General features: G+C 66.8%; 20 protein-coding genes. All 20 read left to right on the top strand.

Translation table 11 applies throughout. The annotated features are described in order from the left end of the window. Positions 1-129 precede the first annotated feature (129 nt). Complete coding sequence (locus J3350_RS01240; protein ID WP_207685421.1) at positions 130-1,368, top strand: sirohydrochlorin cobaltochelatase; 1,239 nt, start codon at positions 130-132, stop codon at positions 1,366-1,368. A 135-nt stretch (positions 1,369-1,503) separates the two neighbouring features. Then, entirely contained in the window at positions 1,504-2,358 is an 855-nt protein-coding gene (locus J3350_RS01245; RefSeq protein WP_207685422.1) for an iron transporter, read from the top strand. A 63-nt stretch (positions 2,359-2,421) separates the two neighbouring features. Next, positions 2,422-3,558: an ABC transporter substrate-binding protein gene (locus tag J3350_RS01250; RefSeq protein ID WP_207685423.1), complete on the top strand. Its 1,137-nt coding sequence runs from the start codon at positions 2,422-2,424 to the stop codon at positions 3,556-3,558. Between the two features lie 20 nt (positions 3,559-3,578). After that, complete coding sequence (locus tag J3350_RS01255; protein WP_097792522.1) at positions 3,579-4,595, top strand: iron ABC transporter permease; 1,017 nt, start codon at positions 3,579-3,581, stop codon at positions 4,593-4,595. Further along, a complete protein-coding gene (cbiD, locus tag J3350_RS01260; protein ID WP_207685424.1) occupies positions 4,592-6,520 on the top strand; it encodes a cobalt-precorrin-5B (C(1))-methyltransferase CbiD in 1,929 nt (642 codons plus the stop codon). Before J3350_RS01255 ends, cbiD begins: the two co-directional genes overlap by 4 nt. A 1-nt stretch (position 6,521) precedes the next feature. Further along, complete coding sequence (cobM, locus tag J3350_RS01265; RefSeq protein WP_097792524.1) at positions 6,522-7,280, top strand: precorrin-4 C(11)-methyltransferase; 759 nt, start codon at positions 6,522-6,524, stop codon at positions 7,278-7,280. Continuing rightward, positions 7,277-8,272 carry a cobalt-precorrin 5A hydrolase gene (locus J3350_RS01270; protein WP_207685425.1) on the top strand — a complete coding sequence of 332 codons (996 nt, stop codon included), beginning with the start codon at positions 7,277-7,279 and terminating at the stop codon, positions 8,270-8,272. Before cobM ends, J3350_RS01270 begins: the two co-directional genes overlap by 4 nt. Beyond that, a complete protein-coding gene (gene cobJ, locus J3350_RS01275) occupies positions 8,269-9,003 on the top strand; it encodes a precorrin-3B C(17)-methyltransferase (protein WP_207685426.1) in 735 nt (244 codons plus the stop codon). Before J3350_RS01270 ends, cobJ begins: the two co-directional genes overlap by 4 nt. Further along, on the top strand, positions 9,000-9,746 hold the full coding sequence (gene cobK, locus J3350_RS01280; RefSeq protein WP_207685427.1) for a precorrin-6A reductase: 747 nt from the start codon (positions 9,000-9,002) through the stop codon (positions 9,744-9,746). The genes cobJ and cobK overlap by 4 nt, the downstream gene beginning before the upstream one ends. Beyond that, positions 9,734-10,936, top strand: coding sequence for a precorrin-6y C5,15-methyltransferase (decarboxylating) subunit CbiE (gene cbiE / locus J3350_RS01285; protein WP_207685428.1), 1,203 nt, complete (start codon positions 9,734-9,736; stop codon positions 10,934-10,936). The genes cobK and cbiE overlap by 13 nt, the downstream gene beginning before the upstream one ends. Next, positions 10,933-12,279 carry a cobyrinate a,c-diamide synthase gene (locus J3350_RS01290; protein WP_207685429.1) on the top strand — a complete coding sequence of 449 codons (1,347 nt, stop codon included), beginning with the start codon at positions 10,933-10,935 and terminating at the stop codon, positions 12,277-12,279. Before cbiE ends, J3350_RS01290 begins: the two co-directional genes overlap by 4 nt. Then, positions 12,276-13,340, top strand: coding sequence for a nicotinate-nucleotide--dimethylbenzimidazole phosphoribosyltransferase (gene cobT / locus J3350_RS01295; protein WP_207685430.1), 1,065 nt, complete (start codon positions 12,276-12,278; stop codon positions 13,338-13,340). The genes J3350_RS01290 and cobT overlap by 4 nt, the downstream gene beginning before the upstream one ends. Continuing rightward, positions 13,334-13,855 (top strand): bifunctional adenosylcobinamide kinase/adenosylcobinamide-phosphate guanylyltransferase, encoded by a 522-nt coding sequence (locus tag J3350_RS01300; RefSeq protein ID WP_207685431.1) that lies wholly within the window; start codon positions 13,334-13,336, stop codon positions 13,853-13,855. Before cobT ends, J3350_RS01300 begins: the two co-directional genes overlap by 7 nt. After that, on the top strand, positions 13,852-14,604 hold the full coding sequence (locus tag J3350_RS01305; protein ID WP_207685432.1) for an adenosylcobinamide-GDP ribazoletransferase: 753 nt from the start codon (positions 13,852-13,854) through the stop codon (positions 14,602-14,604). Before J3350_RS01300 ends, J3350_RS01305 begins: the two co-directional genes overlap by 4 nt. Next, positions 14,601-14,918, top strand: coding sequence for a bifunctional adenosylcobinamide kinase/adenosylcobinamide-phosphate guanylyltransferase (locus J3350_RS01310; protein ID WP_097792533.1), 318 nt, complete (start codon positions 14,601-14,603; stop codon positions 14,916-14,918). Before J3350_RS01305 ends, J3350_RS01310 begins: the two co-directional genes overlap by 4 nt. Beyond that, positions 14,912-15,511: a histidine phosphatase family protein gene (locus tag J3350_RS01315; protein ID WP_207685433.1), complete on the top strand. Its 600-nt coding sequence runs from the start codon at positions 14,912-14,914 to the stop codon at positions 15,509-15,511. The genes J3350_RS01310 and J3350_RS01315 overlap by 7 nt, the downstream gene beginning before the upstream one ends. Then, the gene (cbiB, locus tag J3350_RS01320; protein ID WP_207685434.1) at positions 15,508-16,470 is read left to right on the top strand and encodes an adenosylcobinamide-phosphate synthase CbiB; all 963 of its coding nucleotides are present in this window, start codon (positions 15,508-15,510) and stop codon (positions 16,468-16,470) included. The genes J3350_RS01315 and cbiB overlap by 4 nt, the downstream gene beginning before the upstream one ends. An 11-nt stretch (positions 16,471-16,481) precedes the next feature. Further along, positions 16,482-17,534, top strand: coding sequence for a histidinol-phosphate transaminase (locus tag J3350_RS01325; RefSeq protein WP_207685435.1), 1,053 nt, complete (start codon positions 16,482-16,484; stop codon positions 17,532-17,534). Continuing rightward, positions 17,531-19,027 carry a cobyric acid synthase gene (locus J3350_RS01330; protein ID WP_207685436.1) on the top strand — a complete coding sequence of 499 codons (1,497 nt, stop codon included), beginning with the start codon at positions 17,531-17,533 and terminating at the stop codon, positions 19,025-19,027. The genes J3350_RS01325 and J3350_RS01330 overlap by 4 nt, the downstream gene beginning before the upstream one ends. Further along, complete coding sequence (locus J3350_RS01335) at positions 19,024-19,695, top strand: precorrin-8X methylmutase (RefSeq protein WP_207685437.1); 672 nt, start codon at positions 19,024-19,026, stop codon at positions 19,693-19,695. Before J3350_RS01330 ends, J3350_RS01335 begins: the two co-directional genes overlap by 4 nt. The last annotated feature ends 78 nt before the right edge of the window (positions 19,696-19,773 follow it).

Raw genomic sequence — 19,773 nt, forward strand, 5'->3', positions numbered from 1 at the left:
CCACTGTAAGGGGTCTTTTTGTTTTGCCGTCCCGCAAGCAAAAAGGCTCTTTTTTCGTTGTTCGGGTCCTCTTTCCTGTGCCCTTCTGTTCAGCGCCGCAATATTTCAGACAGGAAAGGAAGCTCACACATGAGAAAACGCACTCTCCACAAGACGGCGGCCGCCCTGACCGCCCTGGCACTCTGCGCCGGTGTTCTGACCGGCTGCGGCGGGGCCGCAAGCTCCACCGCTGCCTCCAGCACGGCAAGCTCTGCCGCTGCCAGCAGCGAAGTTTCGAGCGAGGAGGCCGATGAATTGGCCGCAAAGAATGTCGCAGACCTGATCGATGCCATTTACGTGCAGGAGCGCACCGATGACACGGACGCCCAGTGCGCTGCCGCCAAGGCTGCCTGGGACGCCCTGACCGACGCCCAGAAGGAGCTGGTGGAAGGCGAAGAGGCCGACCCCGACTACTTTGGCCGCGACACCGGCGATGCCTCCAAGGATGACCCCCGCAACGCGGACGACATCGGCGAGAACGAGCTGCTGGTCGTCAGCTTCGGCACCTCCTTCAACGCTAGCCGCGCCGCCGACATCAAGGGCATCGAGGATGCTCTGCAGGCAGCCTATCCGGACTGGTCTGTCCGCCGCGCCTTCACCGCTCAGATCATCATCAACCATGTCCAGGCCCGCGACGGTGAGAAGATCGACAACATGCAGCAGGCCATGGACCGCGCTGTGGCCAACGGCGTGAAGAATCTGGTCGTCCAGCCCACTCACCTGATGCACGGTGCCGAGTACGACGAAATGATGGAGATGATCGACAGCTACCGCGACAAGTTCGAGTCCGTCGCGGTGGCCGAGCCCCTGCTGGGTGAGGTCGGCGCAGACGCCGCCGTCATCAACTCCGACAAGGAAGCTGTCGCAAAGGCCATCACCGCTGCTGCCGTGAAGGATGCCGGTTTCGACAGCCTGGATGCCGCCGCTGCCGAGAAGACCGCATTCGTCTTCATGGGCCACGGCACCTCGCACACCGCAAAGGTCAGCTACAGCCAGATGCAGACCACCATGCAGACCCTCGGCTATGACAATGTCTTCATCGGCACCGTCGAGGGCGAGCCGGAGGAGACCGCCTGCGAGAACGTCATCGAGGCCGTCAAGGCTGCCGGTTACACCAAGGTCGTTCTGCGCCCGCTGATGGTCGTTGCCGGTGACCATGCCAACAACGATATGGCCGGTGCGGATGATGACTCCTGGCTGAGCCAGTTCAAGGCTTCCGGTGCATTCGAGGAAGTGGACACCCAGATCGCCGGTCTGGGCGAGATCTCCGACATCCAGCAGCTCTACATCGCACACACCAAGGCTGCGATTGAGTCCCTGAACGGCTGATATCGTGTGCCCCAATGCCCGAAGGGAGTGATCTTTTCGGGCATTTTTTATGGAGGATGCCCCCGCATGAGGAGGCACCCTCCCCCATGGGCAGTTCTCTGCCCGCTCAAATCTGATCGCGAGGTATTTTGATCTATGCACTGCAAACAGTTTCTTTCCCTGTCCGTCGCTTCCCTGCTGCTGGCTGCTGCCCTGACCGGCTGCGGGGCGGCCTCTTCCACTGCAAGCTCTGCCGCAGGCTCGGAGGCCGCTTCGTCCGTGGCCTCCTCTGCTGCTGCATCCGAGACCGCTGCCGCCGCTCTGCCGGACGGCGTCTATACCGCCGAATTTGACACCGACAGCGGCATGTTCCACGCGAACGAAGCCTGCGACGGCAAGGGCACCCTGACGGTCGAAAACGGCACGATGACCTTCCACGTCAGCCTCGCTTCCAAGAAGATCGTCAACCTGTATGTCGGTATGGCCGCAGACGCCGACGCCAACAAAGCCGACTGGCTGCTGCCCACCACCGACACCGTCACCTACTCCGACGGCACCTCCGAAGAGGTCTACGGCTACGACATCCCCGTCGCCGCCGTGGACGAGGACTTCCAGCTGGCTCTTCTGGGCACCAAGGGCAAGTGGTACGACCACACCGTCAGCATCCGCAATGCGGAACCCAAGGCGGAAGCGGCGGCTGAGACGCCCGCCGACGGCGAATACAACGTCCAGGTCGTGCTGGAAGGCGGTTCCGGCCGCGCCACGGTGGACAGCCCCGCTGCGCTGACCGTAGCCGACGGCAAGATGACCGCCACCATCGTCTGGAGCAGCCCCAACTACGACTACATGATCGTGGACGGCGAGAAGTATCTGCCCACCAACACCGAGGGCAACTCCACCTTTGTGATCCCCGTTGCCGCGCTGGGCACGCCCCTCTCCGTCACGGCCGACACCGTGGCCATGAGCACCCCGCACGAGATCGAATACACCCTGACGTTCACGCTGGCGTAACGGCTTCCCCCCCTCGTGGGGCAGCTGTTGTCCGCGCACCTTCGAAGGCGCAAGGCTGATACCATGAAACTGACCAGACAACAATTCTTAAAAGCGCTCCCCGCCTCTGCGCTTTTGCTGGCGGGCTGTGCGGCAAAGCAGACGGCCCCGGCCAACACGGAAGCGCTGGTGTTCGACCACGCCTATCCGCTGGACTACGCCCGGCAGTTCACCGCCGACTGCTACGAAGGCGGCTCTACCCTGCTGACCCTGACCGGGTCGGGGGAACAGTTCCTCGTCCTGCCGGAAGATGCCGCCGAGGTGGATGGCCTGCCCGCCGGGGTCACGGCTCTGCGCCAGCCGGTGCAGAATATCTATCTCGTCTCCACCTCAGTGATGGACCTGTTCCTCCATCTGGACGCGCTGGACTGCATCACCCTCTCCGGCACCCAGGCTGCCGGCTGGCATCTCGACGAAGCCAGAGCCGCCATGGAGGCCGGGCGCATCGCCTACGCGGGCAAGTACAGCGCCCCGGACTATGAGCAGATCCTCGCTTCCAACTGCGGCCTTGCCATTGAGAACACGATGATCCTCCACACACCGGAGGTCAAGGAGCAGCTGGAACGGTTCGGCATCCCGGTGGTGGTGGAGCGCTCCAGTTACGAGAGCAGTCCGCTGGCCCGGATGGAGTGGATCAAGTTCTGGGGCATCCTGCTGGGCCGGGAGACCCTCGCCGAGCAGGTGTTCCAAAAGCAGGTGGAGCGCATCCAGCCGCTTCTGGAACAGGCCCCCACCGGCAAGTCCTGTGCGTTCTTCTCCATCACGGCCAACAACCTCGCCAACGTCCGCAAGGGCGGCGACTACGTGGCCCAGATGATCGGGATGGCCGGGGCCGATTATGTGTTCTCCGACCTGACCGACAGCGGCAATAACCTTTCCACCATGAACCTCCCGCTGGAGGATTTCTACGCCGGGGCAAAGGACGCCGATGTTCTCATCTACAACAGCACCATCGAGGGCATGGTCACCACCATCGACGAGCTGGTGGCAAAATGTGCTCTGCTGGCCGACTTCCGGGCCGTGCAGAACGGGAACGTCTGGTGCACCACCCAGAGCTTTTTTCAGCAGAGCATGGCGCTGGCCGATTTTGTGATCGAGCTGCACCGCGTTCTGACCGAGGACGCCCCCGACGGCCTGCAATTCCTGACACCGGTGACGTAACTTCCCCAGAAAGGACCCGCATGACTACCAAAAAACGCCTTCTCTTCTCCTATGGCATCCTGGCCGTTCTGCTGGCGGTGCTCTTTGCCGCCAACCTCTTCTGGGGCAGCGTGGCACTGACGCCGGAGGCCGTGCTTTCGGCCCTGCTGGGCCGCGGGCAGGACGCGCTCTCGGTGCGCATCATCACCCAGCTGCGTCTGCCCCGCGCCGTGATGGTCGTGCTGCTGGGCGCAGCGCTCTCGGCGGCGGGCTATCTGTTGCAGACCTTTTTCGCCAACCCCATCGCCGGGCCCTTCGTCATGGGCATTTCCAGCGGGGCCAAGCTGGCGGTAGCGCTGGTCATGGTGGTGTTCCTGAACCAGGGGCTGCTCACAAGCTCCCTCACCCTCATCCTGGCCGCGTTCGCGGGGGCCATGGCGGCCATGGCCTTTGTGCTGGCGGTCTCCCGCCGGGTGCAGCGGATGAGCATCCTGGTCATCTGCGGCGTCATGATCGGCTACATCTGCTCGGCCATCACCGAATTTGTGGTGGCCTTTGCGCAGGACTCGAACATCGTCAACCTCCACAACTGGTCGCAGGGCAGCTTTTCCGGCATGACCTGGGGCAATGTCCGGGCGGCGGCGCTCGTAGTCCTGCCCGCGCTGGCGGCAGCGTTCTGCCTGTCGAAACCCATGTCCGCCTACCAGATGGGCGAGGCCTACGCCCAGAGCGTCGGCGTCAACGTCAAGCGGTTCTCCCGCACACTGGTGCTGCTCTCCAGCCTGCTGGCCGCCTGCGTCACGGCCTTTGCTGGGCCGATCTCCTTTGTGGGCATCGCGGTGCCGCACCTCGTCAAGCAGCTGCTGGGCAGCGCCCGGCCGCTGTTCGTCCTGCCGGGCTGCTGCCTGGGCGGGGCGGCGTTCTGCCTGCTGTGCGACCTCATCGCCCGCAGCCTGTTCGCCCCCACCGAGCTTTCCATCAGCGCCGTGACGGCGGTGTTCGGCGCACCGGTGGTCATCTGGCTGCTCATCCGCCGGAATCAGGAGGGTGCACGATGAACGAATTTTCCTGCGAGGCACAGGACCTCGCCGTCGGCTACGGCAAAGCACCGCTGGCCGAGCATATCGCGCTGGGCGTCCGACCAGGGCAGATCCTGACCCTCATCGGGCCGAACGGCGCGGGTAAATCCACCCTGCTCAAAACACTGGCGGGCCAGCTGGCGCCCATGGGCGGCGCAGTGCTGCTGGACGGACAGAATCTGACCGCCTACACCGGCAGCGCCCGCGCACAGCGGCTCGCCCTCATGCTCCCCCACACCCGCCGCACCGAGCTGACCACCTGCTTCGAATTTGCCGCAGCCGGGCGCATCCCTTACACCGGGCGGCTGGGCCTCCTCTCCGAGGCCGACCGGCAGGCCGTGCGCGACGCGCTGGCTCTGGTGGGGGCTTCCGCTCTCGCGGAGCGGGACTTCAACTGCATCAGCGATGGCCAGCGCCAGCGCATCCTGCTGGCCCGCGCCATCTGCCAGCAGCCGGAAGTCATCCTATTGGACGAGCCGACGTCTTTTCTGGACATCAAGGGCAAGATCGAGCTGCTGAGCATCCTGCAAACACTGGCCCACACGCAGCACCTTGCCGTCCTCGTCAGCCTGCACGAGCTGGACATGGCGCAGAAGATCGCGGACGCCGTGGTCTGCGTCTCCCCGCAGGGCGTCTCCGGCGTTCTGACGCCCCAGGAGGCTTTTGCGCCGGAGAACATCCAGACCCTCTACCGCCTGAGCCGGGAGCAGTACGAAACGCTGTTCGGCCCCCCGAAGCCTGCGAAACCCAGATTCGAGCACTACGTCCGCAGCGGGCAGAAACTGCTGCGCTGCGGCTACACCACCGGCACCTGTGCGGCGCTGGGCGCTGCGGGCGCGGCCCGGCTGCTGCTGACCGGAAAGGCCCCGGAGACGGTGGCGCTGCGCACACCGAAGGGCATCGTCGTGGAGGTAGCCCCGCTGTTCTGCCGCCGCGCCGGGCCGGGGGCTGAATGCGCCATCGAAAAGGACGGCGGCGACGATGTGGATGTGACCACCGGCCTGCCCATCGTCGCCACGGTGGAGCTGCTGCCTGGCACCACTGAAGTCCGCATCGCGGGCGGGCCAGGCGTAGGCCGGGTGACCCGGCCGGGGCTGGACCAGCCCGTAGGCGAAGCCGCCATCAACCACGTCCCCCGCCGGATGATCGCCGAGGCCCTGCAGCGGGAGGCCGAGACGGCATGCTACACCGGCGGCTTTGCCGTGACCCTCTCCATTCCGGGCGGCGAAGAGGTGGCCCGGCGCACCTTCAACCCCCACATCGGGGTCGCGGGCGGGCTGTCCATCCTCGGCACCAGCGGCATCGTGGAGCCCATGAGCCAGCAGGCCATTCTGGATACCATCCAGTTGGAGATGAACCAGGCAGCGCTGCGCGTCCAAACCGAAGCCAGGCCACGGCGGCTCATCCTGGCCCCCGGCAACTATGGGCTGGACTACCTTGGCACGGCCTACCCGGAGTTCGCTTCCATCCCGGTCGTCAAGACCTCCAATTTCATCGGCGACACGCTGGATATGGCCGCTTCTGCCGGGTTTGAGGACGTGCTGCTCGTGGGTCATGTGGGCAAGCTCTGCAAACTGGCGGGCGGCATCATGAACACCCACTCCCACACGGCGGACTGCCGCACCGAGCTGTTCTGCACCCACGCCGCCCTCTGCGGGGCCAGCCGGGAGACCTGCCGCGCCCTGTTCGAAGCCGCCACCACCGACGCCTGCCTCGACCTTCTGGATGCGGCAGGCCTCCGCGCCCCGGTGCTGGAAAGCCTGCTGGCAGCGGTGCAGCTCCATCTGGACCGCCGCGCCGCCGGGGCGTTCCGGGTGGGTGCCATCCTCTTTTCGAACCAGCACGGCCCGCTGGGCCAGACTGAAACGGCGGCACAGATCCTAAACGACTGGAAGGAGCGATAATATGGTACATTTTGTTGGTGCCGGGCCAGGCGCGCCGGACCTCATCACCCAGCGCGGCGCGGCCCTGTTGCAGGGGGCCGACTGCATCATTTATGCAGGCAGCCTTGTCAACCCGGCCCTGCTGGGGCTGGCAAAGCCGGGCTGCGCCATCTACAACAGCGCCGAGATGACGCTGGAGCAGGTGCTCGGTGTGCTGCGGCAGATGGAAGCCGCCGGCAAGACCACCGTGCGGCTCCACACCGGCGACCCCTGCCTGTTCGGAGCCATCCGGGAGCAGATGGATGCGCTGGACGCCGACGGGATCGCCTACGATGACACGCCCGGCGTTTCCAGCTTCTGCGGCGCGGCGGCCGCGCTGAACGCCGAGTATACCCTGCCCACCGTCAGCCAGACGGTCATCATCACCCGGATGGAGGGCCGCACCCCGGTGCCCGAACGGGAAACGCTGGCCCGCCTTGCTTCCCACGGGGCCACGATGGTCATCTTCCTCTCCATCGGCCTCGTTGACAAGGTGCAGGAGGCTCTGCTGCAAGGGGCCTACACCCCCGGAACGCCTGCCGCTGTGGTCTACAAAGCCACCTGGCCGGAAGAAAAGATCGTGCGGTGCAGCGTGGGAACGCTGGCCGAAAGCGTCCATGCAGCGGGCATCACCAAGACCGCGCTCATCGTGGTGGGCGACTTCCTCGGCACCCGGTATGAGCGCAGCCGGCTCTACGACCCCGCCTTCACGACGGAGTTTCGCAAAGGAGCCGACGCATGAGCCGCGCCTATGCCGCCTTTACTGAGACCGGGCTGGCGCTGGCAGAAACACTGGCGCGCGCGCTGCCCGGCCCTGTGACCCGCTGCGGGCACGGCGGGCCTTCCCTGGCGGAGTGGACCGCCGCCGCGTTTGCCCAAAACGAGGCCCTGATCTTTGTGGGGGCCGTGGGCATTGCGGTGCGGGCCATCGCGCCGTTTTGCCGCAGCAAGGCCAGCGACCCGGCGGTCGTGGTCGTGGACGAATGCGGACACTTTGCGGTGCCGCTGTTGTCCGGCCATCTGGGCGGCGCCAACGATCTGGCGCGGGCCATCGCCGCCCTCTGCGGGGCCGTCCCGGTCATCACCACGGCTACCGATGCCCACGGCCTCTTTGCCGTGGACGAGTGGGCAAGGCATCAAAACTGCCGGGTGCTGGAACCCGAACGCATCAAGACCGTCAGCGGGAAACTGCTGGCCGGGGAGCCGGTCTTATTCTGGTCGGAGTTTCCCATCGCAGGCCCGGCCCCGGCCGGGGTGCGCGCGGCACCAACGCCGGAAGCTGCCGACTTTGCCCTGACCCTCTCCCCTGCCGGAAATGCCCTGCATCTGACCCCGCGCATCGGGGTGCTGGGCATCGGGTGCCGGCGCGGGACGACGGCAGAGCAGCTGGAAGCCGCCTTTTCCGCCTTCTGTGCCGCCCACACACTGGCCCCGCAGTGCATCGCAGCCGCCGCCAGCATCGACCTGAAACAGAACGAGGCCGGGCTTCTTGCGTTCTGCGCGGCGCACCGGTGGGGCCTCTCGTTCTTCTCTGCCGAAGCGCTGCAGACCGCCCCCGGCAGCTTTACCCCTTCTGCCTTTGTCCGGAACGTCACCGGTGTGGACAATGTCTGCGAGCGGGCAGCCGTTTTGGCGTCCGGCGGGAGCATCCGCATCCCCAAACAGGCGGGCGGCGGCGTGACCTTTGCGCTGGCCCTTTCCCCCTTTGCCCCAGATTGGAGGGTTTCTTCATGACGAACACCGTTTTTGTGGTCGGGCTTGGCCCCGGCGGCCCGCAGTTTCTGACCGCACAGGCGCAGAGCGCCTTAACACAAGCCGAGGTGCTGTGCGGCTATACGGTCTATCTGGACCTTGTGCGCCCCTATTTCCCGGAAAAAGAATATTACTCCACCGGCATGACCCAGGAGATCGACCGCTGCCGCTGGGCGCTGGAAACGGCCCGGCACGGCAAAGTCGTCGCGCTGGTCTGCTCCGGCGACGCCGGGGTCTACGGCATGGCAAGCCCCCTGCTGGAGCTGGCTGAGCAGTTCCCGGAGGTCGCCGTGGAGGTGGTGCCCGGCCTGACGGCGGCTCTCAGCGGCGGGGCCGTGCTGGGTGCCCCGCTGGCCCACGATTTCTGCGTCATCTCCCTGTCGGACCGGCTGACCCCCTGGGCCGTCATCGAGCGGCGGCTGGCGGCAGCAGCGATGGGCGATTTTTGCGTCGCACTGTATAATCCTTCTTCCAAGGGCAGGCCGGACTATCTGGCCAGAGCCGTCCGCATCCTGCTGGACCACGGCAAACCGCCGCAGACCGTCTGCGGGCTGGTGCGGAACATCGGGCGCGAGGGACAGACCCACCGCATCCTGACCCTGGCGGAACTGGAAACCGCCCCGGTGGATATGTTCACCACCGTCTTCATCGGCAACACCGCCACCCGGCAGCTGAGCGGAAAGATGGTCACACCGAGGGGGTATCGCGCATGAAGATCGTCGTGTTCAGCGGCACCACCGAGGGCCGTCTGTTCTCCCGCCAGCTGGCCGCGCAGGGGGCCGAAGTCCTCGTCAGTGTAGCGACCCCGCTGGGAGCCGAAGAGCAGGGCCGGCTGCAGGGTGTCACCGTCCATTGCGGGCGGCTGACGCCGGAGGAAATGACCACCCTGCTGCAGGGGGCCGCCCTCTGCGTGGACGCCACCCATCCCTATGCGGTGGACGCCACCAAAAACATCCGGTCTGCGTGTAAAACCGCCTGCATCGAATACCACCGCCTGCTCCGGGCCGAAAGCCCGCTCCCGGCGGGGAGCATGGTCTTTCAGTCGGCCGCACACGCGGCAGAGTTTCTTGCAAACACCTGCGGCAATCTCCTGCTGGCCACCGGGGCCAAGGAGCTCGCGGCCTTTTCCGGCATCGAGCCTGCCCGCCTGTTCCCCCGTGTGCTGCCCACCCCGGAGGGCATCGCAGCCTGCGAGGCCGCGCACATCCCCCACAAAAACATCATTGCGATGCAGGGCCCCTTCTCCTATGCGCTGAATCGGGCCCTGCTGGAGCAGTTCCACATCCGCTTCCTCGTCACGAAGGACGGCGGTGCAGCAGGCGGCTTTGCCGAGAAGGCACAGGCCGCGCAGGACACCGGCGCACAGCTCATCGTCCTCCGCCGCCCCGCAGAGCAGGGCGAAACGGCGGAGCAGATCCTGACCCGCTGCAAGGAGGTGCTGACATGGTCACACTGATTGGAATGGGGGCCGGGCTGTCCGGCTCCCTGACCGCCGAAGGGCTTGCGGCCCTGCAACAGGCCGACCTCATTTTAGGCGCCCGGCGGCTGCTGGAGCACCTGCCGGACGGCTGCACCGAACACCGGAAGGCGCTGTACAAGCCGGAGGAGATCCTGACCTGCCTTGCGGAGCATCCGGAGGGAGACACAGCCCTGCTTTACAGCGGCGACACCGGATTTTATTCCGGGGCTTCCGGGCTGCTGCCCATGCTGCGGGCCTGCGGCATCTCCTGCCGCGTCCTGCCCGGCCTCTCCAGCGTCCAGCTGCTCGCGGCGGCGGTCGGCCGCCCCTGGCAGGACTGGAAACTCGTCTCCGCCCACGGCTGTGCCTGCGACCCGGTGGCCGAGTGCTTGACAGCGGATGGCCGACCGGTCTTCTTCCTGACCGGCGGCTCCGAGACCCCTGCCACCCTCTGCCGCACCCTGACCGCCGCCGGGCTGGGGCAGGCCCATGCGCTGGTCGGCGAACAGCTCGGCACACCGGAGGAGAAGATCTTCTTCGGCACCGCGCAGGAAGTTTCGCAAAAAAGCACGGCATCCCTGAGCGTTCTGCTCATCGAACATCTGCCCCAGCCGCCCCGGCGCTGTGCCGGGTTCCCGGACGAAGCCTTTCTCCGGGGAGATGTTCCCATGACGAAGCAGGAAGTCCGCGCTGCCGCGCTGGCAAAGCTGGCCGTCCGCCCCACGGACACGCTGTGGGATGTGGGGGCCGGTACCGGCAGTGTCAGTGTGGAACTGGCCCTTGCCGCCCCGCGCGGGCGGGTCTATGCCGTGGAATGCGACCCGGTGGCCTGCGCTCTCATCCGGAAGAACCGGGAGCGCTTCGCAGCCTGGAATCTGACCCTCATCGAGGGGAAAGCCCCCCAGGCGCTGGAAGCTCTGCCCGCCCCGGACGCCGTCTTCCTCGGCGGCACCAAGGGCAGCATGGAGGCCGTGGTGGACGCTGTGCTGGCCAAAAACCCGCAGGCCCGCCTCTGCATCTCCGCCATCGCGCTGGAAACGCTGAGCGCCGCCGTTGCGGCCCTGACGGCGCGGGGTCTCACCGCCGAAGTCACCCAGATCGCCGTCAGCCGCACAAAACCGGCGGGCCGGCTGCATCTGCTGATGGCCAACAACCCCATCTTCCTCATCACAGGTGAACGCCAATGATGCAATTTCTCGTCGCAGCGCCCTGTTCCGGCAGCGGCAAGACCACCCTGACCTGTGCGCTGCTGGCCGCGCTCAAGCGGCGCGGGGCCGACCCCTGCGCATTCAAGAGCGGGCCGGACTACATCGACCCCATGTTCCACCGGGCCGTGCTGGGGGTCGAGAGCCACAACCTTGACCTCTTTTTCTCCGCACCGGATACCGTGCGCGCCCTTTATGCACAGGGTGCCACCGGGCATGGGGCGGCGGTGTGCGAGGGGGCCATGGGCTTTTACGACGGTCTGGGCGGCGTGACCGACACGGCCAGCGCCTGGCATCTGGCCGACACGCTGGGCCTGCCGGTGCTGCTGGTCGTCCCGGCCAAAGGGGCCAGTTTGACCCTGGCCGCGCAGATCAACGGGCTGAAAACGTTCCGCACCCCCAGCCGCATCGTCGGCGTTCTGCTCAACGACTGCACCTCTGCTTTGTACAAGATGCTCAAACCGATGCTGGAACGCGAGACCGGCCTGCCGGTGCTGGGGCATCTGCCCCGCCTGCCGGAGGCGTCCATCGAGAGACGTCATCTGGGGCTGAAGACCGCCGGGGAGATCGCCGGGCTTCAGCAAAAGATCGCCCTTCTTGCGGATGCGCTGGTGCTGGACTGGGTGCAGCTTCAGGCCCTGACCGACCGGCCTGCACCGCAGGCTCAGCCTGCCGCCCGCGCCCCGGCGCGCACCCGCATCGCCGTTGCGCAGGACGAAGCCTTTTGCTTTGCCTATGCCGAAACACTGGAGGCCCTGACCGCCGCCGGGGCCGAGCTTGTCCCATTCAGCCCCCTGCACGATGCGGCCCTTCCGCCGGAGCTTGGCGGGCTGTATCTGCCGGGCGGCTACCCGGAACTGTACGCAGGGCCGCTGAGCGAGAACCGCTCGATGCGGGCTTCTGTGCGGCAGGCCGTGGAGCATGGTCTGCCCACCGTGGCCGAGTGCGGCGGCTTCCTCTATCTGGGGCAGACACTCGAAGACACCGACGGCACCGTCTGGCCCATGGCGGGCGTCCTGCCGGGCAGCGGCTTCCCGGTCGGGCGGCTGGTGCGGTTCGGGTACGCGGAGCTGACCGCCCGCGCCGACAGCCTGCTGTTCCGCGACGGAGAGTCCTTCCCCGCCCACGAGTTCCACCACTGGGACTCGACCGCGAACGGCACAGCGTTGACCGCCGCAAAAGCCAACGGCCGCAGCTGGGCCTGCAGCTTTGCCAATGAACATCTCTATGCGGGTTTTCCGCATCTGTACTGGGCAGGCACCCCCCTGCCCCGGCGGTTCGTGGAAGCCGCCGTACTCAATCACCAGAAGGAGCAGACCCCATGACCGAACCGGAACTGAAACAGCTTCTCACCGCCATCACCCCGCCCAGCGAGACCGCCCGCGCGGCCGCACACGCCCACTGGGCCAGCCTGGCCAAGCCGCTGGGCGGGCTGGGCGCACTGGAGACCCTGCTGGAAGATGCCGCCGCCCTGACCGGCACGGCGCAGCTCGCCTTTGACCGCCGGGCCGTCCTCGTGCTCTGCGCGGACAACGGCGTCGTGGCCCAGGGCGTGAGCCAGACCGACCAGAGTGTGACCCGCGCCGTGGCCGAAAACCTTGCGGCGCAGCGGACGAGCGTCTGCCAGATGGCAAAAACGGCCCGCTGCGAGGTCGTGCCGGTGGACATGGGCATGGCAGGCGCCCCGGTGCCGGGCGTCATCCCCCGCCGCATCGCCGCCGGAACGGCAGACTTCACCCAAGGCCCCGCCATGACCCGCGCCCAGGCTGTGGAGGCCATCGCGGCGGGCATCGAACTGGTGCGGGCACAGAAAGCGCAGGGGTGCCAGCTGCTCGCCACCGGCGAGATGGGCATCGGCAACACCACCACGTCCAGCGCTGTGGCGGCAGTCCTGCTCGGCCAGCCCATCGAGGTCATGACCGGGCGGGGCGCGGGCCTTTCCGACGCCGGGCTGACCCGCAAGCTGGACGCCATCCGGCGCGGCATCGCCCACAACCAGCCCGATGCTGCCGACCCGCTGGACGTGCTGTCCAAACTGGGCGGCTTTGACATCGCCGGGCTGTGCGGGGTCTTCCTTGGCGGCGCACTGGAAGACCTGCCCATCCTGATGGATGGTTTCATCAGCGGGGTGGCAGCCCTGTGCGCGGTGCGGCTCTGCCCCGCCGCCGCCAAGGCCGTGTTCGCCAGCCACTGTTCCACCGAGCCTGCGGCCCGGCTGGTGCTGGAAGCGCTGGGCAAGGCCCCGCTCCTGACGGCGGGGCTCCACCTCGGCGAGGGCACCGGGGCTGTGGCCTCGCTTCCGCTGTGGGATCTGGCACTGGCGGTCTACGACCACTGCTATTCCTTTACGGAGGGCGGCATCCCGCCGTATACCCCCCAATGCTGACGCTGGTGGTCGGCGGCGCAGCCAGCGGAAAAAGCGCGTACGCCGAACGTCTTGTGCTGCAGACCGCGCTCCCGCGCTATTACCTTGCCACGATGCAGGTATGGGACGCCGAGTGCGCCGCACGGGTGGAAAAGCACCGCCAGATGCGGGCGGAAAAGCAGTTCGAGACGCTGGAGTGCCCCCTGCATCTGGGCACGGTGCGCCTGCCCGCGCGGGGCACCGCCCTGCTGGAAGACCTCGGCAACCTGACCGCCAACGAACTTTACGACCCCGCCGGGGCGGGCGAAGCCGCCGCTTCGGCCATTCTGGACGGTCTGGACCGGTTGGCCGCGCAATGTGAACACCTCGTCGTCGTTTCGAACGAAGTGTTCAGCGGCGGGGCAAACTACGCGGGCGACACCCACCGGGATCTGAAGGCTCTGGCGCAGGTCAACAACGCCCCTGCGGCCCGTGCCGATGCAGTGGTGCGGGGGGGGTGCGGCATCCCGGTCTATTATAAAGGAGGCCCGTCATGATCGTTTTGCAGACCATTGCCGTGGCATTTGCCATGTTTTCAGCCATCCCGGTGCCGCAGTTCGACTGGAACGAAAAGAACATGCGCTACGCGATGTGCGCGTTCCCGCTCATCGGCGCGGTGTGCGGGGCCTTGTGGTGCCTGTGCGGAGCACTGCCGCTCCCGGCACTCGTCCGGGCGGGCGGGTTCTGCCTCGTCCCTGTCTGGGTCACAGGCGGCATCCATCTGGACGGCTACGCCGACACCTGCGACGCCCTTTCCAGCTACGGCGGCAGGGAAAAGAAATTGGAGATCTTGAAAGACCCCCACTGCGGGGCCTTTGCCGTCATCCGGCTGTGCAGTTATTTTCTGGCTTATTTCGCGCTGTGCACGGCCGTGCAGTTCACGCCGCGCATCGGCCTTTGCTGGACGCTGGCGCTGGTGCTGGAACGGGCGCTTTCGGGCCTTGCCATCGCCTCCTTCCCGCTGGCCAGGAACACCGGCCTTGCCCACACGTTCGCTTCTGCGGCAGACCGCAAGGCCGTTTGCAGCGTCCTGCTGGTGCTGGCGGGCCTGCTCTGCGCTGCGCTGGTGCTGCTGGGCGGCGGGGCGCTCGTCCTTGCGGCGCTCCTTGTTTTCTGGCGCTATCGTGTTGTTTCTGACCGGCAATTCGGCGGCATCACCGGCGATCTGGCCGGATGGTTCCTGCAGAAAGCGGAGCTTTGGATGCTGGCGGCACTGGCCGCCTGCCAATGGGGAGGGCTGTTATGATCTTCATCACCGGGCCGCTGTACAGCGGCAAGCGCACCTTTGCGCAGAACTTTCCCGGCACCCGCATCACCGATGTGCAGGAGCTGGCCGCAGCGGCGGAGGATCTGGAACGCCTTGCAGACCGCCTCGCCGCATATGACCTCGTCCTCGCCACCGAGGTGGGCGGCGGTGTCGTGCCCATGGACGCAGCCGAACGCGCCGCGCGGGAAGCCGCCGGGCGGCTGGCCTGCCTGCTGGCCGCGCGGGCCGACTGCGTGGTCCAGATGTTCTGCGGCCTGCCCACCGTCCTGAAAGGAGAACTTCCCCCATGCTGATCTATCTTCTGCGCCACGGCCTGACCGCCTACAATGCCGAAAAGCGCTATCAGGGCCAGCGGGACATCCCGCTCTCGCCCGAAGGGCGGGCCCAGCTCCGCCAGGCCGACCTCCGGCCCCGGACGGTCTACATCACCCCGCTCTGCCGCACCCGCCAAACTGCCGAGGTGCTCTTCCCGGACGCCGACCTCGTGGAGGTGCGCGATTTGCAGGAGATGTGCTTTGGCAGCTTTGAGGGGCGGAATTTCATCGAGATGGAGCACGACCCGGATTACCTCGCCTGGGTGAACGCCAACTGCGAAAGCCCCTGCCCCGACGGTGAGACGAAGGCGGTCTTCTCCGAGCGGGTCTGTAAGGCGTTCTCCGCACTGGTGGACCAGGCCCTTGCCGACGGCGAGGAGACCCTCGTCATCCTGGCCCACGGCGGCACCCAGATGGCCGCTATGGAGCGCTATGCCCTGCCCCATGCAGATTACTACCACTGGTGCGCCCCGAATGCGGGCGGCTATCTGCTGGATGCCCGCGACTGGGCCGAACAGCGGGTGCTCCACCTCGTGCGCACCGTGCAATACACAAAGGAGGCGGCAGAATGATCGGAGCAGCCGTTTTGGGCGGGTTCGTGCTGGATCTTCTCTTTGGCGACCCGGCGTGGCTCCCCCACCCCGTGGTGTACATGGGCAGGGCCATCTCGGCGCTGGAACAGCGGCTGCGGGCCCGCCTGCCCCGGACGCCGCAGGGCGAACTGCTGGGCGGTGCCATTCTGGCGTTCTGCCTGCCGGTGGGCACCTTCCTGCTGACGAGCCTCGTCTGCCTGGGGGCCGCAGCGCTCAGCCCCTGGCTGGGCCTGGCCGTGCAGATGTTCTGGTGCGGGCAGGCGCTGGCCGCAAAGGGGCTGGCGCAGGAGAGCACCCGCGTTTACCGGGAGCTCATCAAGCCGGACCTGCCCGCCGCCCGCCGGGCCGTGAGCCGCATCGTGGGGCGGGACACCCAGAATTTGACGCTGGAGGGCGTGACCAAAGCCGCCGTGGAGACCGTGGCCGAAAACGCCAGCGACGGCGTCATCGCGCCGCTGCTCTATATGCTGCTGGGCGGTGCCCCGCTGGCCCTGACTTACAAGGCCATCAACACGATGGACAGCATGCTCGGCTACAAAAACGAGAAATATCTTTATTTCGGCCGCGCCGCCGCAAAACTGGACGATGTGGCGAACTATCTGCCCAGCCGGATCGCCGGGCTGCTCTGGGCCGCTGCGGCGGCGCTTACCGGGAACAGCGCTTCGGGCGCGTGGAAGATCTGGCGGCGGGACCGCCGGAACCATGCCAGCCCCAACAGCGCCCAGACCGAAAGCGCCTGCGCCGGGGCTTTGGGCGTCCAGCTGGCGGGGCCCGCCTGCTACTTTGGCGAATATTATGACAAACCCACCATCGGCGACCCTCTGCGGCCCATTGAGCCGAAGGATATCCGCCGCGCCAACCGGATGATGTATGCCGAAAGCCTGCTGGCACTGGCCATCGGGCTGGCAATCCGGCTGGCGGTCTGTAGATTCATGTAAGGAGACGACCCATGGAAAACTTGGTACACGGCGGCGACTGGGCCGGATACCGGGCGCAGTTCGGGCGGGATGCGCTGGACTTTTCGGCCAACGTGAGCCCGCTGGGCCTGCCGGAGGGGGTGGCAAAGGCCATCACGGCGGCACTCCCCACCGCAGACCGCTACCCGGACCCGCTCTGCCGGGAACTGCGGGCAAAGCTCGCCCTGGACGAGGGCGTGCCCGCAGACCACATCCTCTGCGGCAACGGCGCGGCCGACCTCATCTTCCGGCTGGTGTGGGCCAAAAAGCCCCGCCGGGCGCTGGTCACCGCCCCCACGTTCGCCGAATATGCCGCCGCACTCGAAACCGTCGGCTGCACGGTGGAGCGCTTCATCTTGCAGGCGGCAGACGATTTTACGGTGCCGGAAGCGTTCCTCTCCGCCATCGACGACCGGGTGGACCTCGTCTTCCTCTGCCAGCCCAACAACCCCACCGGCCAGCTCACCCCGCCGGATCTCGTGGCCCGCATCCTGCAGCGCTGCACCGCCTGCGGGGCGCTGCTCGTGCTGGACGAATGTTTCCTCGATTTTCTGCCCGACCATGCGCAGCTGACCGCAAAGCCGCTGCTGGGCAGCGGCGATCTTCTGATCCTGAAAGCCTTCACCAAGCTGTACGGCATGGCAGGCGTCCGGCTGGGGTACGCTCTGAGCGCGGACACGGCCCTGCTGGACGCCATGCAGCACACCGGCCAGCCCTGGGCTGTTTCCAGCCTGGCGCAGGCGGCGGGGCTGGCCGCACTGGACGAGACCGCCTACGTGGAGCAGGTCCGCGCCCTCATCGCGGCGCAGCGGCCCCTGCTGGCCTCCGGCCTGCGGGCCCTGGGGCTGCGGGTGCTGGACGGGCGCGCCAATTATCTGTTGTTCCAAGGCCCCGAAACGCTGGGCGAGACCCTGCGTCAGAAGGGCGTTGTCCTGCGCAGCTGCGCAAATTATCCGGGCCTTGACGGCAGCTGGTACCGCACCGCCGTGCGCACAGCGGCGGAAAACGAGCAGCTGCTCCAGACCCTTTCGGAGGTGTTTTCATGAGCAAAGCCCGGTGCATCATGGTCCAGGGCACGATGAGCGGCGCGGGCAAAAGCCTGCTGTGCGCGGCGCTCTGCCGCATTTTTGCGCAGGGCGGCTACCGCGTGGCCCCCTTCAAAAGCCAGAACATGGCGCTGAACAGCTTCGTCACCCGCGACGGGCTTGAAATGGGCCGGGCGCAGGTGGTGCAGGCCCAGGCAGCCGGCATCGAGCCGGATGTCCGGATGAACCCCATCCTCCTCAAACCCAGCAGCGATGTGGGCAGTCAGGTCATCGTGAACGGCGAGGTGCGGGGCCAGATGCCCGCCGCTGCCTACTTCAAGATGAAAAAATCGCTCATCCCGGACATCCTCGCCGCCTACAACAGCCTGGCTGAGGATGTGGACATCATCGTCATCGAGGGGGCCGGCAGCCCCGCCGAGATCAACCTGAAGGCCGACGACATCGTGAACATGGGCCTTGCCCGGCTCGTGGACGCACCGGTGCTTCTGGCGGGCGACATCGACCGGGGCGGCGTTTTTGCCCAGCTGTACGGCACCGTAGCGCTGCTGGAACCGGACGAACGCGCCCGCATCAAGGGGCTCATCATCAACAAATTCCGGGGCGACGTCGAGATCCTGCGCCCCGGCCTTGCCATGCTGGAAGAGAAGACCCATCTGCCGGTGCTGGGCGTCGTGCCCTATCTGAAGGTGGACATCGAGGACGAGGATTCGCTCTCCGAACGGCTGGACGCCGACAAAGCGGTCAAGCCGCTGGACCTCGCCATCGTCCGGCTGCCCCACATCTCGAACTTCACCGATTTCATGCCGCTGGAGCAGCACCCTCTGCTCGGTGTGCGGTATGTACAAAACGCGCGCACCCTCGGCACACCCGACCTGATCCTGCTGCCCGGCACCAAGAACACCATCGACGACCTGCTCTGGCTGCGGCAGTCCGGTCTGGAACCGGCCCTGCTCAAGCTGGCTGCGCGGGGCACCCCGGTCTTCGGCGTCTGCGGCGGGTATCAGATGCTGGGCGAAACGCTGGCCGACCCCATGGGCAGCGAGAGCGGCCGTCCGCAGACCCTGCGCGGGCTGGGTCTGCTGCCCACCCGCACCGTCTTTACTGCGCAAAAACGCCGCACCCAGACCCGCGCCACCGCCGTGGCCGGGCCGTTTGCCGGGGCCGCGCTGACGGGCTATGAGATCCACACCGGCCGCACCGAGGTGCAGGGCCTCCCCTTCTGCACCCAGGCCGATGGCCACCCCGAAGGCTGTGTGCAGGGCGATGTTTTCGGCACCTATCTGCACGGCCTCTTTGACACTGGCGAACTGACCGAAAAACTCGTGGAATTTTTGTGCAAACAAAAGGGCATCCGTCCCGAAAGTGCCGCGCTCATCCCGATGGAGCAATACCGCCAGCAGCAGTTCGACCGGCTGGCCGACGGGGTACGCAGCGCTCTGGATCTGGATGCCCTCTACGCCGCAATGGGCCTGAACGGAAGGAGCCGCACATGACACCGCAGCATCATCTCCCCGCCGACATCGAGCGGACGAGCCTTTCCATCATCACCGCCGAGCTGGAAACGCTGGGCCTGACCCCGCCGCCGGAAACGGCTGCGGTGGTCAAGCGGGTCATCCACACCACGGCGGATTTCGATTACGCCCGGAATCTGCGCTTCACGCCGGGCGCCGTCGCCGCCGGAGTCGCCGCCCTGCGGGCCGGGACGCCCATCGTCACCGACACCAACATGGCGCTGGCCGGCATCACACGGCCCGGCCTTGCCAAAGTGGGCAGCGCGGCGCTCTGCTACATGGCCGACCCGGAGGTCGCCGCTGCCGCCAAGGCCGCCGGGACCACCCGCGCCGTGGCCTCCATGCACCGGGCCGCGCAGGAGCATCCGGGTGCCATCCTGGCCGTCGGCAATGCTCCCACAGCCCTTCTGACCATCGCCGAAGAGATCGAGGCCGGGCTGCGGCCCGCGCTCGTCATCGGGGTGCCGGTCGGTTTTGTGAACGTGGTGGAGAGCAAAGAGATCCTCTTCGCCGCCTGCGAAGCCCACGGCGTCCCCGCCATCGCCGCCATGGGCCGCAAGGGCGGCAGCAATGTCGCCGCCGCCATCTGCAACGCGCTGGTCTACTCTGCCGCCGAAATGCTGGACCCCACCGCGAGAGGGTGGAAATAGGCTGAAACACGCAAGGCCGCTCCCCTGCACAATGCACGGGAACGGCCTTGTTTGCTGTCCATTCAAAACGCCTCCGGA

This window comes from Faecalibacterium sp. Marseille-Q3530, assembly GCF_017377625.1.
Lineage (GTDB): Bacteria > Bacillota > Clostridia > Oscillospirales > Ruminococcaceae > Faecalibacterium > Faecalibacterium prausnitzii_E.